19 protein-coding genes and 2 pseudogenes are annotated in these 15,306 nt (G+C 69.3%); 14 read left to right on the top strand and 7 right to left on the bottom strand.

Translation table 11 applies throughout. The features are described 5' to 3' along the window. A pseudogene (locus CA984_RS34645) lies at positions 1-250 on the bottom strand (hypothetical protein); the annotation flags it as partial. Between the two features lie 330 nt (positions 251-580). After that, the gene (locus CA984_RS34640) at positions 581-1,147 is read right to left on the bottom strand and encodes a hypothetical protein (protein ID WP_086577647.1); all 567 of its coding nucleotides are present in this window, start codon (positions 1,145-1,147) and stop codon (positions 581-583) included. Positions 1,148-1,533: 386 nt separating this feature from the next. On the opposite strand from CA984_RS34640, the gene CA984_RS34635 reads away from it, so the two are divergent. The 5 genes from CA984_RS34635 to CA984_RS34615 all read left to right on the top strand — a co-directional run bounded on the left by CA984_RS34635 (position 1,534) and on the right by CA984_RS34615 (position 4,905). Continuing rightward, complete coding sequence (locus CA984_RS34635) at positions 1,534-1,767, top strand: hypothetical protein (protein ID WP_086577646.1); 234 nt, start codon at positions 1,534-1,536, stop codon at positions 1,765-1,767. After that, positions 1,764-2,246, top strand: coding sequence for a Clp protease N-terminal domain-containing protein (locus tag CA984_RS34630; RefSeq protein ID WP_086577645.1), 483 nt, complete (start codon positions 1,764-1,766; stop codon positions 2,244-2,246). The genes CA984_RS34635 and CA984_RS34630 overlap by 4 nt, the downstream gene beginning before the upstream one ends. Before the next feature lie 123 nt (positions 2,247-2,369). Then, a complete protein-coding gene (locus CA984_RS34625; protein ID WP_086577644.1) occupies positions 2,370-3,263 on the top strand; it encodes an ABC transporter ATP-binding protein in 894 nt (297 codons plus the stop codon). Continuing rightward, the gene (locus CA984_RS34620; RefSeq protein WP_086577643.1) at positions 3,260-4,093 is read left to right on the top strand and encodes an ABC transporter permease; all 834 of its coding nucleotides are present in this window, start codon (positions 3,260-3,262) and stop codon (positions 4,091-4,093) included. Before CA984_RS34625 ends, CA984_RS34620 begins: the two co-directional genes overlap by 4 nt. A 5-nt stretch (positions 4,094-4,098) precedes the next feature. Beyond that, positions 4,099-4,905, top strand: a complete 807-nt coding sequence (locus CA984_RS34615) for a DUF418 domain-containing protein (protein WP_133061863.1) — start codon at positions 4,099-4,101, stop codon at positions 4,903-4,905. 411 nt (positions 4,906-5,316) lie between these two features. On the opposite strand, the gene CA984_RS46630 is transcribed toward CA984_RS34615, so the two are convergent. Together CA984_RS46630 and CA984_RS34605 are read right to left on the bottom strand one after the other, a co-directional pair. Further along, positions 5,317-5,481, bottom strand: coding sequence for a hypothetical protein (locus tag CA984_RS46630; RefSeq protein WP_165781524.1), 165 nt, complete (start codon positions 5,479-5,481; stop codon positions 5,317-5,319). A gap of 398 nt (positions 5,482-5,879) precedes the next feature. Further along, complete coding sequence (locus CA984_RS34605) at positions 5,880-6,542, bottom strand: hypothetical protein (RefSeq protein WP_086577640.1); 663 nt, start codon at positions 6,540-6,542, stop codon at positions 5,880-5,882. 598 nt (positions 6,543-7,140) lie between these two features. On the opposite strand from CA984_RS34605, the gene CA984_RS34600 reads away from it, so the two are divergent. After that, positions 7,141-8,295 carry an RtcB family protein gene (locus tag CA984_RS34600; RefSeq protein WP_086577639.1) on the top strand — a complete coding sequence of 385 codons (1,155 nt, stop codon included), beginning with the start codon at positions 7,141-7,143 and terminating at the stop codon, positions 8,293-8,295. Between the two features lie 304 nt (positions 8,296-8,599). After that, positions 8,600-8,803, top strand: a complete 204-nt coding sequence (locus CA984_RS45650) for a hypothetical protein (RefSeq protein ID WP_133061862.1) — start codon at positions 8,600-8,602, stop codon at positions 8,801-8,803. A gap of 397 nt (positions 8,804-9,200) precedes the next feature. Here the strand turns inward: CA984_RS45650 and CA984_RS34595 are convergent, their stop codons facing one another. Further along, on the bottom strand, positions 9,201-9,701 hold the full coding sequence (locus CA984_RS34595; protein ID WP_086577638.1) for a helix-turn-helix transcriptional regulator: 501 nt from the start codon (positions 9,699-9,701) through the stop codon (positions 9,201-9,203). Between the two features lie 42 nt (positions 9,702-9,743). Continuing rightward, a pseudogene (locus CA984_RS49420) lies at positions 9,744-9,830 on the bottom strand (HTH domain-containing protein); the annotation flags it as partial. Positions 9,831-9,988: 158 nt separating this feature from the next. On the opposite strand from CA984_RS49420, the gene CA984_RS34585 reads away from it, so the two are divergent. The 6 genes from CA984_RS34585 to CA984_RS47400 all read left to right on the top strand — a co-directional run bounded on the left by CA984_RS34585 (position 9,989) and on the right by CA984_RS47400 (position 14,227). Then, the gene (locus CA984_RS34585) at positions 9,989-10,885 is read left to right on the top strand and encodes an NAD(P)H-binding protein (protein WP_086577637.1); all 897 of its coding nucleotides are present in this window, start codon (positions 9,989-9,991) and stop codon (positions 10,883-10,885) included. A gap of 217 nt (positions 10,886-11,102) precedes the next feature. Continuing rightward, a complete protein-coding gene (locus tag CA984_RS34580) occupies positions 11,103-11,630 on the top strand; it encodes a hypothetical protein (protein WP_086577636.1) in 528 nt (175 codons plus the stop codon). A gap of 152 nt (positions 11,631-11,782) precedes the next feature. After that, on the top strand, positions 11,783-12,055 hold the full coding sequence (locus tag CA984_RS47405; protein ID WP_207621147.1) for a hypothetical protein: 273 nt from the start codon (positions 11,783-11,785) through the stop codon (positions 12,053-12,055). 78 nt (positions 12,056-12,133) lie between these two features. Beyond that, positions 12,134-12,781, top strand: a complete 648-nt coding sequence (locus tag CA984_RS34570) for a DUF4158 domain-containing protein (protein ID WP_086577635.1) — start codon at positions 12,134-12,136, stop codon at positions 12,779-12,781. 22 nt (positions 12,782-12,803) lie between these two features. Then, positions 12,804-13,493: a hypothetical protein gene (locus tag CA984_RS34565; RefSeq protein ID WP_133061861.1), complete on the top strand. Its 690-nt coding sequence runs from the start codon at positions 12,804-12,806 to the stop codon at positions 13,491-13,493. Next, positions 13,490-14,227, top strand: coding sequence for a hypothetical protein (locus tag CA984_RS47400; RefSeq protein WP_086577633.1), 738 nt, complete (start codon positions 13,490-13,492; stop codon positions 14,225-14,227). Before CA984_RS34565 ends, CA984_RS47400 begins: the two co-directional genes overlap by 4 nt. Positions 14,228-14,238: 11 nt before the next feature. Here the strand turns inward: CA984_RS47400 and CA984_RS34555 are convergent, their stop codons facing one another. Next, the gene (locus CA984_RS34555; protein WP_133061860.1) at positions 14,239-14,724 is read right to left on the bottom strand and encodes a hypothetical protein; all 486 of its coding nucleotides are present in this window, start codon (positions 14,722-14,724) and stop codon (positions 14,239-14,241) included. A gap of 271 nt (positions 14,725-14,995) precedes the next feature. On the opposite strand from CA984_RS34555, the gene CA984_RS48900 reads away from it, so the two are divergent. Next, complete coding sequence (locus CA984_RS48900; RefSeq protein ID WP_278249085.1) at positions 14,996-15,124, top strand: hypothetical protein; 129 nt, start codon at positions 14,996-14,998, stop codon at positions 15,122-15,124. Positions 15,125-15,306: the final 182 nt, after the last annotated feature.

Raw genomic sequence — 15,306 nt, 5'->3', positions numbered from 1 at the left:
GGTCGGAGACCGTGACCGGGCCGAGCTGCCCGCTGATCTGGGTGCCCGGCGCGCCGCTGCCGAGGTTGACCGGACCGTCGGGAACGGTGATCGTCAGCCCGCCGGGGGCGGTCAYGGTGAAGGTCACCGTGGTGGGGCAGGTGGTGGAGGCGGGGCAGGTGCCGGCCTGCGCGGGCAGGGCCACCACCACCATGGCCGCCACCAGGGCGGCGGCGCCTGTCAATGAGATGCCCAGACGGCTTTCGGACACTGCTGTCTCCTTCGTCGAACGCTCGCCCTGCCTGGGCCGGTCTGCGTGATGCCATCGTGGTCGGCGATCGGATGTCGGCAACTGTCCGACAAGGGCATTTGGTGTCTTTTGGTGATCCCATGGTGACTGCTGGCAATTGCCCGGCCGGTCTGCGGGGAGCGGTCGGGCCTGGTGGACCCGCGGCGCGTCCTGCTCGCGAAAGCCGCTGCGCGAAGCCGTCACCGAAAACGTCGTCGTGACGGATGCGGGCACAGCTACCGACGGCTGGCCTGCGCGGGCACACAGGTCACGGTGGTCGGCGTCTCTTTCGCCACTGCTTTGGGTGAGCGGTCAGGCGACCGAATGGGTGATGGTGCCGGTGTAGAAACCGGCGGCGGCGGTGGAAGGGAGGGTCACCACGAGCGTCGGCACCCAGCTCGTGGTGGTGGTGAACGTTCCCTTACGGGCGCTGAAGGCGGTTCTCGGCACGGTCAGGACGACTTTCTGGTCGGCGGTGGGCTGCCCGGCGATCCGGGTGCCGCCGCCGGTGGAGACGGTGGCCGGGCCGGACCAGTAGGCGACGTTGGCCTTGGTGATGGTCTGCACCGGTGATCCGCTGGTGGTGAAGTCGGTGGAGGAGACGGTCGCCGTCCAGGGGGGCACCCCGGGCCGGGAGTCGACCACGGTCACCGTGCCCAGCGTGTCGCTGAGCGTACTGCCCGCCACACCGCTGCCGATGTTCGCCGTGTTGGGCACGGTGATCGCCAGGTTGTCGGCGCGCCAGGCGATGACCGCCGGCGCTGCGGTGGTGGAGGCGGTGGCCGGGGCTGCGGGAGCACCGGGCCCGAGCACCAGGGCGAGCGCTGTCACCGCTGCGGGCACAGGGCGCCGCAGCCGGGCGGCGCGGTTCGGGCTCATGATGTGAGGCTCCTCACAGGCGTGGTGCGTGAACAGGGACGAGGCCGTTGGCGGCGGGAAAGCCGGTGGCAGCCTAGCCATCCGCTTGGTGCCGGCTTCGCTCCTGTGTTTCTGGGAGGCATAAATTCACCGCAAAGGCGTCGAGGCGTCCTGCCCCGGCGAGGTGAACGCCCCCACCGTCCGGCGCTGTGAGAGCGCAATCGCCGCCCGGCTGCGGCGCACGTTTCGGCTGATCGAGACGCATCAGTACGCCACCCGCGGTCCCCGCCTCTGTCCAAGCCGCCGACCGCCGCCGTGATCGCCCCACGACGGCGCGCTCACCCGGGCCTCGGGAACTTAAGCAACCACAGTTGACTATCGAGAAATAGTCAACTACGGTTGCTTATATGCTGGCAGAACACGTACCCGTACCCCAAGGGCCCGCCGACGCGCTCGCGGCGGTCGCGGCGCTGCGGCGCCTGGCCGACCAGCTGGAGGACGCCGCCGTGGAGCAGGCCATGCGCGCCGGGTGGAGCTGGCCGGAGGTCGCCGAGGGGCTCGGCGTCACCCGCCAGGCGGTCCACAAGAAGCACGCCAAGCGGCTCATCGCCGCCGGCGTGACGCTGAGGAGACGACAGTGAGCGCGATCGACCACTACATCAACGACATCATCGTGCGGGGGGCGGCCGAGGCGCGGGAGGAAGGCTCTGCCGCCACCGAGGCCCACCACCTCCTGCTGGCCATCGCCGCCGTCGAGGGCACCGCCGCGTACCGCGTGCTGACGGCGGCGGGGCTCGGGCGGCAGGCCATCAGGGATGCGCTGGACCGGGAGTTCGAGCACAGCCTCGACGCGGTCGGGGTGTCCCTCGCCTCCTATGACCTTCCGAAGCCCTTCCGTGACCCCAAGGATCACCCGGAGCCCGGCGCCTCCGCCCGGCTCGCGCTCGAACGCGGCTTCGCCGCCGCCAAGGGCAAGAAGGACCTGCGTCCCGCCCATCTGCTGCTCGGCGTCCTGAGCGCCGGTGTCGGCACCGTGCCGCGCGCGCTCGCCCTGGCCGGCGTCGACCGGGCCGGCCTGATGGATCGCGTCGAGGAGACGCTCGCGCACGAAAGCTGGTAACCAGCGCCCCTGTCCCCACGCTCCGGCCCCGGTTCGGGCCGCGATGCGCCATGCCCTCGCGCCGGGCTTCCGTCGGCATGCGCTCCGGCACGAGGTCATCCGATCACCAAGAGAGGTCATCTCATGACGGAAAGCAATGGCATTGTTCTCGACGTCGACGAGCTGCGCATGCGCTACGGCTCGCTCGACGTCCTGCACGACGTCACGTTCCAGGCCCGCCACGGCGAGGTTGTGGCCTTGCTGGGGCCGAACGGCGCTGGCAAGACCACCACGATCGAGATCCTGGAGGGCTTCCGCATCCGGTCGCAGGGCCGGGTCTCGGTGCTCGGCGCCGATCCCACCCACGGCGACGAGCAGTGGCGGGCCAGGCTCGGGATCGTGCTGCAATCCTGGCGCGACCACGGTAAATGGCGGGTACGCGAGTTCCTCGCCCACCTCGGCACCTACTACGCGCCCTACGCCGTCCCCGGAATCCGGCGGCCCTGGGACCCCGACGAGCTGATCGAGAGGGTCGGCCTGACCGAGCACGCCGGCAAGAAGCTCAAGACACTGTCGGGCGGCCAGCGGCGCAGGCTCGACGTGGCGATCGGCCTCGTGGGGCGCCCCGAGATGCTGTTCCTCGACGAGCCGACCACCGGCTTCGACCCGCAGGCCCGGTCCGACTTCCACGATCTCGTACGCGACCTGGCCGACGCCCGCGAGACCACCGTCCTGCTCACCACACACGACCTGGACGAGGCCGAGAAGCTGGCCGACCGCATCCTCGTGCTGAACGGCGGCCGGATCGTCGCCGACGGCACCGCCGCCGAACTGGCGCGGCGGATCGCCGGTGAGGACGAGGTGCGCTGGGTGCGCGACGGGCGGCGGTACGTCGACAGGACGCCCGACTCGACCACATTCGCCCGCGAGCTGTTCGCCCGCTACGGCGACGACGTCCAGGAGCTTGAGGTCCACCGGGCCTCGCTGGAGCAGACGTACCTGGCGCTGGTGCGCGAGGCCGAGGGAGTGGCCCGGTGAACGCGACCGTACTGCGCGCGGGCTGGTCCCGGGGCCTGATCGAGCTGCGGCAGTCGTTCACCAACGGTGCCGAGCTGTTCTCCCACTTCCTGTGGCCCGCGCTGATGGTGGCCACGCTGTTCTTCATCCGGGACCTGTCGGTCGGCGCTCTCCTGCTCGGCGCCCTGGCTTTACCTGGCATTCTCGGCATGAACGCCGCGACCGGCATGATCGGCATGAGCCAGCAGCTCACCGCCGACCGCGAGGACGGCACGCTGCTGCGTGCCAAGGCGACCCCGCACGGGATGCCCGCCTACCTGATCGGCAAGGTGATCTCGGTGTCCGGCGGCCTGCTGGCCGACCTGGTGATCTTCCTCGTGCCCGCCGTGCTCCTCGTCGAGGGCCTGCGGATCGGCCCGGGCTCCTGGCCCGGCCTGGCCTGGGTGCTGGTGCTCGGCCTGATCGCGACCCTGCCGATCGGCGCGGTGCTGGGCTCGGTGTTCACCACCGCTCGTGCTCAGGGGCTGGTCCAGCTGCCGTTCCTCGCCTTGATCGGGATCTCCGGCATCTTCTACCCGATCACCTCGCTGCCCGAGTGGTTGCAGTGGATCGCCCAGGTCTTCCCGATCTACTGGATGGGACTCGGCATGCGGTCGGTCCTGTTGCCGGACGCGGCGGTCGCCGTCGAGATCGGCGAGTCGTGGCGGCACCTGGAGACCGCCGGAGTGCTGGGTGCCTGGGCGGTGTTCGGCCTGCTCGTGGCGCCGGTCGTGCTGCGGCGGATGGCACGCGGGGAGTCCGGCTCGACGGTGGCGGCACGCCGTGAGCGTGCCCTGCAGCGGGTCGGGTGAAGGCCGTGACCGTCACGACGGTGACCGGCCGGTCCCTGGCGCCGGACCTGGCCCGAGGCGTGATGTTGCTGGCGATCGCGGTGGCGCACGCACCGGTGTTCGTCACCGGCACGGCCTTCGGGGTGCTCAACGGTGTGGCCGCGTTCCTCGATCATCTGCTCGCCCACAACCAGGCCCGGCCGATGTTCGTGTTGATGTTCGGCTACGCGCTGGGCCAGTTCGCGTACCGGCATCAGGTGGCGGGCGGGGAGTGGGGCTCGCTCAGGAGGCTCTTGCGGCGCCGGGGGCGATGGCTGATCGTCATCGGCTTCGTGCACGGAGTGCTCGTGCCGCTGGACATCATCGCGGTGTACGGGCTGACGTTGCTGGTGCTCGTTCCGCTGGTGCGGGCTCGGGACTCGGTGTTGTGCTGGACGGCCGCCCTGACGCTCCTCCCGGCGGTGCTCATGACCTCCGGGCCGATCCTGCTGGCCTTCGCCGGCGCCGTGGACATCGCGGGGGCCGGGATCATGCCGGCCGACCTCGGCTCCCACCTGCTGTCCGGTCTCCAGACGTGGCCGGTGAAGACCGTCCTGGGCACGATCGACATCGTGCCGGGCATGATGCTGGGCATCTGGGCGGCTCGCCGCCGCGTCCTGGACGAGCCCGAGCGGCACCGGACCCCGCTGCGCCGCGTCACCGTGATCTGCCTCGGCGTCGCGCTCGCCGGCCGGCTCCCGGGAGCCCTGCTGCTGTCCGGCGCGTGGACGCCCCCCGCGCCTTGGGCCGTCGTGTTGACAAGCTCTTCATTCGCGTCAAGATATCGATCTTGATGCAGTGTTTCGTGCGAGGAGACGGCACCGAGGAGCCGGAAGTCTTCGTAGCGGTATCGCTGGTTGAACACAATGTATGGCCCGCGGGTCGGAGGCGTCCCCGCCGATGACCTCGGCAGTCGCGCCCGGATCGGGTGGGGTGCCGAAGACCACGCGGGAAAAGACGCAATCGCGGATCGCCTGGACGCTGCCCTGAGCAGGGGAGCCGACGAGTGAGGCGAGGGCGGCACGCAGATTCGGATCCGGCACTATGGCGGTGATCTGCTGGTCGGAGAAGACGGCCAGCCCGTCGGCGAGCGCGACGCGGCCGCGCGGCTTGAGCGTGGCGGTGAGCTGGTCGGTCAATTCTCGGGTGGTTACCTCCCGGGGCGGTGCGGGACGGGACCGCATCGGCAGCCCCTGCGGGTAGGACTACGTGTTCAGCAGGCCGAGGTCGGTGGGCGCGAACGGCGGCCGGGCCAGCAGCGTGCTCGCATCGCAGCCGGCCGCCATCGAGGCGAAGGCCGGTGCCGACGAGGTGACCGGGGCGGAGAGAGTGGTGATCGTAAGCAGTGCGATCAGCGCTATACGGTGCAACGACTGATCCCCTTCAAGAAGAATCGGATGCGGATGTCTCGAGGGGGATCACGGACCTGGCAGATGGCCCTGATCGTGGGCAAGCCGCTGATCAGATGATTTCGCCGGTCATATGGGGTCCGTTCCTGTTCTAACCCGCAGGCACCCCCCGGCCAGGAGAACACGGCGTAACATCCCCCCGCATCACCGGCATCGAGGCAACCGAGGCGGTTACGGACAGTGGCATGGGCGAGATGCCGTGTCGGGCGCCACCGTGGAGGACGAGCGACGATGCCGGCCCTGCACAAGCGGTTCTTCTCGGCGATCCTGCCGCCCTGGGCGCGCAAGATTCCCAGGATCATCGAGGTGCTGCCGCTGCTCTACCTGCACGGCCTGTCGACGGAAGTTCTGGCCGTAGGTCATCCAGCCTCAGGGCGGCGCTTGTGTCCTTCCGGAGTGAAGGTGAAGGTGTCCCTGAACGGTCCCGTTCCGTAGCGGACGGCGAGAAGGACGGGCTCGTCGTAGATCGGCGGCCAGGTCGACTCGGCTTCGGGGTCGGTTCCGTTCCAGAGGTGGAAGAAGAGCATCGGCTCCTTCGCCTGATCGGTCAGGTAGCCGAGCGTCTTGCCGTAGAGGGGGTTGTTGCCGCCGAAGAGCACCGAAGGCGGGCCGAAGGTCTCCAGCACCTCGCTGAGCACGCGGTCCTGGGCAACCCAGGTGCTCAGCTTCTGGCGCATGGACTCATGCTCGTCGGCCGTCAGCACCCTGTCTGCTTGCAGCCACCCGCGAGCGCGGACGAACTCCGCATAGACCGACGCCACGCCGCATTGGTAGGCACCTGGTACCAAAGCTCTGAACGCTCCCGTCACGCCGGTCGGGGTAAAGGCCCCGCGAGACTCCATCGCCTGCCGCTCCTCGGCCCACGCCTCGTCCTGGCGCTCGGCATATACGAGGTGATCGAGCAGCAGAAGCAGAGCCGTCTCCCCGCCGAACATTTCAGGACGGCGAAGTGCATGGTTGAGCCGGTCGACGAGGTAGTCACGAATCTCGGAACGGGAGCGTGGCCCGGAGGATGCTGTCACACCACCATCTTCGCCTCAGGAGATGAGACGGGTCGGGCTGAAACGCCCGCGGCGACCTGACCGGCGGCACCCCCTGCGTAGTTGTGGGCGCTTGTCTCTGCAGCCCGTTCTCAAGGCTTTACCCGGGGGAGCGTGACCCGCCTACGACGGGCCGTGGCCGCCATGGCTGCATCGCCATCTCCGCTTGGCCGCGCTCCGCAGAACGGCCGCCCCACCGCCCCCACCAGGCGGGGCGGCTTTCTTCTCACCCATCCCCGCAGGACTACATCATCCCCGCCGCCCGCACCGACGGTGGGATCCACCTGGTCATGCGCACCCTGCGCATCGGGCTCGGCGCCACCTGGGTCACCACAGGACAGAGGTGATGGCGGACTCGTCGCCCACCACACTCGACACGGGCAGAGGTGAGAGGGGCAGCGATCCGGTTGCGGTGCAGGTCCCCCTCCATTACGTGGTGGCACGCAGCCCTTTCGGGGCCGCTCGCGAGGGTCAGCCGCATGACATCTCCCGGCCCGCAGCCGCTCAATTAACTGGGTGGCGGCCACCATTGGTCAGTCCATAACCTGTAAGAAGATCACTAAGCAGGAAGGCGCCCCTCATGCCTCAGCAGGTAGCACCCGGCCTCCTCTCGTGGGCCAGTGACATCGAGCCCGGCACGGTCGAACAGGCCGCCCGCGCCGCCCGCCTGCCCTTCATCCCTTCCCACGTCGCGCTGATGCCCGACGCACACGTCGGCATGGGCGCCACGGTCGGCTCCGTCATCCCCACCCAGGGCGCGATCATCCCCTCCGCCGTGGGAGTCGACATCGGCTGCGGGATGGTCGCCACCGAGACCGACCTGACCGCCGCGGACCTGCCTGACAGCCTGGCCGCGTTGATGCCGCTCATCGAGCAGCGCATCCCGGCCGGCGTCGGCCAAGGCCACGACGACCCTCGCGTGGACGGCGCGCTCGACGCGCTTGGCCGCCCGCACACCTCCCTGACCGGTAAGCAGGAGACCACGACGGCCGCCCAGTTCGGCACGCTCGGCTCCGGTAACCACTTCGTCGAGGTGTGCCTGGACGAGCGCGACCACGTCTGGACCGTGCTGCACTCCGGGTCGCGGGGCATCGGCAACCAGCTCGCCACCAAGCACATCGGCGAGGCCAAGAAGCTGATGAAGCAGTACTTCATCACCCTGGAAGATCCCGACCTGGCCTACCTCGTGCAGGGCACCCCGCAGTTCACCGCCTACATCGAGGACATGCTGTGGGCCCAGCGGTACGCCATGGCGTCTCGGGCGCGCATGGCCGAGGTCTTGGTGGCCTCCCTGGTCGAGGTTGTCGGCCAAGGCTCCGCGCTGCGGACGATCAACTGCCATCACAACTTCACCCAGCAGGAACGTCACCACGGCCGCGATGTGTGGATCACCCGCAAGGGTGCCATCAAGGCCGCCGACGGCGATGAGGGAGTCATCCCCGGGTCGATGGGCACCCGCTCCTACATCGTGACCGGTCTGGGCAACCCGGCCTCCTACAACTCCTGCTCCCACGGCGCCGGCCGCCGCATGTCCCGTACCGAGGCCCGTAGGAAGCTCACCGCCGCTTCCCTCGCCGAGGCGATGGGCGGCCGGACGTGGAACGCCGACCGTGCGGGTGCCCTGGTCGACGAGCATCCCGAGGCGTACAAGGACATCGACGCCGTGATGGAGGACCAGAAGGACCTCGTCGCCGTGCAGCACACGCTGCGGCAAGTCTTCAACTACAAGGGCTGAGCAAGGCCAACGATCCCTGTGCGTGTTCCGAAAGACGCGCACAGGGGTCTTGCCGTGGGGTTCAAACAAATTCGCTCTACTCGTTGTAGACCCGCACTGAAATGCTCTACTACTTGCCAAATAGGCATCTAGTAGAGCGGGGGAGTGTGGGCGACCTCACCAGAGTCCCGCAGCTCGGCGCAGCCCGCCGTCAAGCCGCCGGTGCTCTGGAACAGCGAGCCATTCCGCTTCGCGCCACCCATCTGGCCGCCATGAAGGCCGGGGCCACTTCCGGCGAGATCACCGAAGCCGCGGCCATCGGGTCGTGTCCCGGCAGGCCATCGACCAATACGCCGCCAAACAAGGGGAAGACGCCGTGAAAACGGCATGGCGGGAAGCCGGAAAGCCGGGCAAATACCAAGCCCTGGCCGCCATCGGTGCGTTCATCGGCCCTGAGCGCCTGGAGCGCTTGAACGAGGGTGCCAGCACGATCGTGTGCCGCAGCCAGGAACCCGATGCGGCCACCTGACCCGCCAAAAGAGACTAATGACGATAAATGATTTCATGATCCTTTGTCTCAATCCATTGAGAATCAGTAGTAGGTAGAAAGACCAAGCACTGCTCATCGCCCCTTCGAGGGATCCCAGGCCGGAACCTCCGGCCGGGTATCAGCCATCCCTCGGAGAGCATCGTGTTGATCAACCTCACCCCGCACGCCGTCACCCTGTACACCGCGGACACCCCCACCGTGGTGGAGGACTCAGGGGGCAGAGAGATTTGCAACGGAATCCGGCGTTAACGGGGTTCCCGCTGGTCACGAGCCCTTGCCTTTCTCTCTTCCGCACGGGGGTCGCCGTCGTCCGTGACCAGCGGCGCAAGAGCGTCCAGTCGAGCAGCACCGCCGGGCAGGCGCTCACAACAGCCACCTATGAAGGAGCGTGACGCCCGAAGTCCGTGGCGAGCCAGGCTGCGAGGTCCTCGGCCGGTCGGCGGCGATCGCCGGAGCCCGGTTGCCCGGCCGCGGGCTCTCGTACGCGGTCGAGGCGGAACACCCGCCGGTCGGCGGCGTCGAGGTCGTACGCGAGGACGTACCAGTGCCCGCGGGCATAGAGACACCGCACCGCCTCCACCCGCCGCCGGGTGACGGCCTCGTGCTGATCGCGGTAGCGGAACCCCAGCACGAGGTCCTGCCCGGCCGCGCGAAGCAGCACCGCCAGCGTCGCCGGATCCACGCCCGCGCCCCGGCCATCGGCGTTCTCGCTGCCCGCGGCGGCGTCGTCCAGCACGGTACGCAGCCGCTGCGGCAACACCTGCGACAACTTGGCCAGTGCCCGCTGGGAGGCGTCCCCGGCGAGGATTCTCTCGGCCATGCGCAGGGTCGCCACCAGGGCCATGACCTCGTCATCCTGGAAGAGCAGCGGCGGCACCCGATGCCCGGGACGCAGCGCGTAGTGGCCGCCGGGCCCCGGCCGACTCTCGATCGTGTAGCCCAGGTCCTGCAGGCGGGCGATGTCGCGGCGTAGGGTGCGGGAACTGACCTCAAGGCGCCCGGCGAGTTCGAAGGCCGATCAGCTAGGCCGGGCGGCCAGCAACTCCAGCAGCCGGAGGGTGCGCCCGGCGGGGTCGCCGCCGGCAGGAGTGGAATCGGTCACAACTTCAGTATGGCGACAATCGCGGACAGGATCCGGCCGCATCTCCCCGTACGGTCGAGGTCGTGGAGATCGCTGTCACCGCACCATCAGGCCATGTCGGCCGCTTCCTGGTCGGGCACCTGGTCCGCGCCGGCCTCCGGCCGCGCCTGCTGAGCCGTCATCCCGAGCGGGCCCGTACGAGCTGGGACGACCTGGTGGACACCCGGGAGGTGGACCTGCGCGACGCCGCCGCGGTCACCGAGGCCATTCGCGGCGTGGACGCGCTGTACCTGGTCGTGCCGCCCGGCGAGTCGGATGACCCTGTTGCGGCTTATGCCACGGTCGGCGAGGCCGTGGCCACGGCGGTCGCCGCCGCCCGCGTCCCGCACACCGTCCTGCAGAGCAGCGTGGGCGCGGAGCTGCGCCGGGGCGCCGGTGAGATCGACGGGCTGGCCCGCGTCGAGGAGATGCTGGACCGGGTCGCCGCCGCGGACCTCGGCCTGGCCGTCACGCACCTGCGATGCGGCTACTTCTACAGCAACCTGCTGTACGAACTGGACGCCATCCGATCGGGCGCCGTGGCAGTGCTCCGGTCCGCCGACGAGCCGTTCTCCTGGGTCGCGCCAGCCGACATCGCCACGGTGGGCGCATCCCTGCTGCTCCGCGCCGACCGGTCGAGGCGGAGCGTGCAGGCCGTACACGGGCCACAGGACCTGTCATGGGACGACGCCCTGGCCGTGGTCGGCGGCGTCCTGGGCCGCCCGGTCGCCGCCCACCGCGTCGAGGACGACGTCATGCGCGCCACGCTGGCGGGTTTTGGCATGTCGGAGGCGCAGGTCGAGGCCGTTGTGGGTATGTCGACCGGGCTGCGTGAGCGGTTCGTGCCCGAGCAGCCGCGTACCCCGGTCACCACGACCGACACGACGCTCGGCGCATGGGCCTGGGCCGAACTTCGCCCCGCCTTCAACGCGACCGAATGAATTTTGCGGGTCCCCCTGTCGGACTCGCGGGCCGACCCCACCGTAGGCGTCATCGCCTCCTGGCCGGCCGTCGGACCTATGGCCCGCTGCGCTGAGACCCGGGCCGACGCCGGCACCATCACCTTGACCGGCCCGGACGGGGAGCCTGTGCAGGTGCTGGTGGCCGAGGTCGGTATTCGGAGACATCACCGGCCTGCCGCAGCCCCGCGACGGCGTCGTGTACGTCGTCTCCCGCGCCACGGCTGAGCAGGCGATCGGCCGCAACGACGTCGTCTACCCAGACCTCCAGGTCCGCACCCAGAAAGGCACGGAAGAGCGGATCGTCGGGTGCCGGGCTCTGGCCCGAGTCAAGTCTGAACGGGCGGAGCCGGACAGCTATGACGACTACACGCTCGCGGACCCGCGCGGCATCCTGCGCGGCGAGCGGTGGGAGAACCGGCTCGACGGCACGACGGTGGCGGTGCTGCCGCCGCGCCTGGCCGAGCTGTTCGGATTCGTCGCAGTTACGGTCAGCGGCAAGCGGGTGGAGTTGGACGGCGGGTCGTCCCAGCAGATGGCGGAGGCGCTGGCCTACGCCCGCGTCCGCGCGGCTCACCAGCAATGCCCCATGTGCTCGGAGGACGGGGAGCCCACCGCCGCAGACAGCCGCATGTGGCGATGCCCGAACGGGCACGTGTTCGACGCGGAAGCCGCGCTCGAACGCCTCCGCCCCTGCCGCTCGTGCGGCGGGTACGGCGTGAGCTGAGCCGCACGTGACGTCCCCACCCGCGCAGGGCGGGGACGTCGTCATGTCTGCCTGCGGACGATCACAGGGCAGGTGAACAGGCGCTGCCCCTGACCCTGGTCTTCACCACCCCCGTCGGCGCCACCCCATCCCTGCCCAGCGCGCCCCTCGCCGTGCCCGTCCAGCTCGCCCCCGCCGGAATACCGGCTCCGATCACCGCGGCCCTTGCCCGCACCGCCCTGGCCGACCTGACCGTCGCCGAGCCACGGCCGATGACCGGCTACAGCCGCGACAAGATCCCGCACTGGGCAAGCCAATCCGGCCAAGGCAACAGCTGTGACACCCGCGAGGTTGCCCTTGTCCGTGACGGTCAGGATGTCCAGCGCGACGACCGGTGCCGCGCCACCTCGGGGCCCTGGGACCATCCGGCTGAAATTGACCGCTAAGCCTCCCGCCGCAGGCCAAGGGGCGATGTGATGGTGTGATTGCGGTTTTGATCTCGGTTTTGGTGTACTGACTGGTAGGTGATCGTTGATCTCTTACGGTCACGGTTTGTGTCGTTTGAATACTTATCTGAGGAGCAGCAGGCGCGGTATCGGCGGTTCTTGGCCGATCCGTCGCCGGGGGACCTGGAACGGTTTTTCTATCTGGATGCCGCGGCGTTGGCCGAGGTGGCGAAGAAGCGACGCGATCACAACCGCCTGGGCTTCGCGGTGCAGTGGGGCACGGTGCGGATGCTGGGCACGTTCCTGTCCGATGCGGGAGATGTGCCGCACGTCGCGGTGGAGTACGTGGCCGAGCAGCTGGGTGTGGCGGACCCCTCCTGTATCAAGCACTACCGGGAGCGGTTGCCGACCCAGCATGAGCACGCGCGCGAGATCCGCGCTCTGCTGGGGTACCGGGAGTTTGCCGAGGCTGAGGCGGAGCTCCGCACGTTCGTGGCCTCGCGGGCGGCGCAGACTCGGGATTCGCGGCGGGAGCTGTTCGATCGGGCGGTGCTGTGGTTGATCGAGGGCCGCGTGCTGCTGCCGGGGATCACCACACTGGCGCCGTTGGCCGCAGGCGTACGGGCCGAGCGGCTGGTGGCGATCAACGACCATCTCGTGGAGCAGACGCCGCCTGAGATGCGGCGAGAGCTGCTGGCCACCCTGGTGGTGCCCCACGGTAAGTAAGAAGGTCTCGCCGCTGGAATGGATGCGCACCGCGGTGGTGAACGTGTCGGGGACAGGGATGAAGGAGGCCTTGGGTCGGTCCTCAACGGTGTGGGCGTTCGGCGCGGGAGCGGTCGATGCCGGCGGGGTCGCGCCGGTGAAGCTGGCGGAGCTGGCCGCCTACGGCATGCACGCCAAGGCCCCGAAGATCGAGCGGCTCAAGGGCACCCGTCGAGTCGCGACGCTGTTGGCGACCATGCGGCATCTGGAGGGCGTCTCGGTCGACGACGCGTTGCTGCTGTTCGATCTGTTGATGGCGACGAAGCTGCTGGCGCGGGCGGGCCGCGATGAGGAGAAGGCGAAGCTGAAGTCGCTGCCCCGGCTGCGTAAGGCCGCGCTGCAGGCCGAATCGGCGCTGCGGGCGGCGCTGGACACCCCGATGACCCAGCCGGACAGGTCCGCGCAGGCCCAGGACGGGTCACAGTCGGGGGTGGAGCCGGTGGTGCGGGTGACGACGGCGCCGGAGGTGATCGCGCGGATCGCGCAGGTGGTGCCGATCGAGCAGCTGGAGGCCGCGCTCGCGGTGATCAAGGAGTTTCTTCCGGCCGAACAAGACGATGCCGATCTGGAGTGGCGGGCCGAACTGACCAACCGGTTCGCCTCAGTGCGCGGGTTCGTGAACTGCTCGCCGACACGATCCCGTGGGGCGGCACCGAGGCCGGCGCGCCGGTGATCGCGACGTTGCGGGGGCTGCCCCGGGTGTTGGCCTACGGCAAGCACGCGAGTGTCGGGCACATCGAGGCGCATCAGAAGCTGGTGCCGGGGTCGCGGCGGCTGGTGTTTGACAACCCAGACCTGGGCGACAGGCAGATCGACCGGCATGCTTACACCTTCTGCGTGCTGGAGGCGCTGTGGTCGGCGCTGCGCAGCAAGGACGTGTACGCGGTCGGCGCGGACAAGTCGGGTAACCCGCGAGCCAAGCTCATCTCAGATGCCCTGTGGAGCGTGCACGCGCCCAGCATCTTGACCGCGCTCGGCCTGGAGGCCGACCCGGACGCCCACTTGCGCAAACTCGCGGTCGACCTGGATGAGGTGTACCGGGGCCTGGCCGACGGGCTGGAGGCCAACCCGGCCATCACGATCAAGGGCGGGAAGCTGAACCTGGCGAAGCTGGAGGCCGCGCCGCTGCCGGAAGCGTATGAGGCGGCGCATGAGGCGGTGAAGGCGATGCTGCCGCGTATCGACTACCCCGAGCTGTTGCTGGAGGTGCACGGTCACACCGGCATGTTCGACGCCTTCGACCACATCTCCGGTCTGGCCGCCGGCGGCAGGAGCGCCCCGGAGTTGCAGGCTAAAAGCCGCCACAAGCACCTGGCCACTCTTGGGCACTACGTCCGGCTCGGCGAGGAGACCTCCGCCCGCCTCACCGCCGACAACGACCCGCTCGCCCGCCGTCGGCCCCGCTGACCGGCGACAAGTCAGCGCAACTCCTCGGTGATCGTCCACCCTCGGTTGCGGCTCATCCGGGCGAGCTGCTGGCGCAGGCCGGCGATGCGCTCACGGGCGTCGGGTCCGGCGATCCCGATCGTGATCCGCTCATCAGTGGCGTGGTAGCTGGTCCGCCGGTCACCAGCGGCCACACGGCACGCCGCGTTGATACTGGCGCGCAGTCGGATGACCTTGCGGAGATCGTCTTGGCTGCCGAAGCCCTCGATCGTCAGGCAGGAGAACAGAGGCGCGCGCTGGAGACTGTCACGGCGCTCCACGGCGTTCTGCTCATCCTGATCGGCACGCAGATCGCCCAGGATCTTGTCGCGGTCAGCTGAGCTGATCGGCCTGCGGCCCAGCCAGTTGGGCCAGCCATCCGGGCGGGTCGGCAGGACGCGGACCGGCTCATACGGCGCCACAGACGCGGTCGCCTCAGCGGACTGATCGGTGGAATCGGTGGCCGCGCTGTCGCTCACCTGGCTCCTCGTGGTGTAGCCCGCCATGAGCGGTGATCTCTCTCCGAGAGTACCGGTGGCATCCACCCCATGATCTACATATAGGCCCATTCGCCACATCATGAGCACGGCTGGTCACCGGACACGGCGGCGCTCTACCCACCTTGACCTTCAATCGGAGGCTTAACGTTCAATTTCAGCCGGATGGTCCCAGCACCCCACCTCGGGCAGTTGGCACTCCGAGTACGACGACCGCACCGTCACCTCGGCCGGCGGCATCGACATCGACCACATGGTTCCGCTCGTCAACGCCTGGCGCTCCGGCGCCGACGCCTGGACCACTCCGCAGCGCAAGGCCTTCGCCGACGACCTGCAGGATGCGTGGCTCGTCGGGCCGGAGGTGGCCGGTGGCGTCTGTTGACCGGGCCGGCCGTGTTGTCAGGTAAGGCGCTCGGGGATCGATGCGAGTAGGTCCTCGTATTGGACGAACAGGCGTGGGACAGGGGTCCCGGTGGTGGCGTGGGTGTCGGCCTCGGCGAGCGCAGTCCAGCAGGCGGCCGTGAGCCGGCGGGCGTGGGCGCCGGGCCAGGGTTGGGGGAGGAG

This window comes from Streptosporangium minutum (genome assembly GCF_002149035.1).
Taxonomy (GTDB): domain Bacteria; phylum Actinomycetota; class Actinomycetes; order Streptosporangiales; family Streptosporangiaceae; genus Streptosporangium; species Streptosporangium minutum.
Note: the sequence above shows the minus strand (reverse complement) of the source record. Positions and strands in the feature narration are given on the sequence as shown.

Bases quoted from the DNA above. Each gene is read 5' to 3' on its own strand.
- CA984_RS34635 (WP_086577646.1), top strand. From the start codon at position 1,534: ATGCTGGCAGAACACGTACCCGTACCCCAAGGGCCCGCCGACGCGCTC.
- CA984_RS34600 (WP_086577639.1), top strand. From the start codon at position 7,141: ATGCCTCAGCAGGTAGCACCCGGCCTCCTCTCGTGGGCCAGTGACATC.
- CA984_RS34640 (WP_086577647.1), bottom strand. From the start codon at position 1,147: ATGAGCCCGAACCGCGCCGCCCGGCTGCGGCGCCCTGTGCCCGCAGCG.
- CA984_RS34625 (WP_086577644.1), top strand. From the start codon at position 2,370: ATGACGGAAAGCAATGGCATTGTTCTCGACGTCGACGAGCTGCGCATG.
- CA984_RS48900 (WP_278249085.1), top strand. From the start codon at position 14,996: ATGGTTCCGCTCGTCAACGCCTGGCGCTCCGGCGCCGACGCCTGGACC.
- CA984_RS34565 (WP_133061861.1), top strand. From the start codon at position 12,804: ATGCGCACCGCGGTGGTGAACGTGTCGGGGACAGGGATGAAGGAGGCC.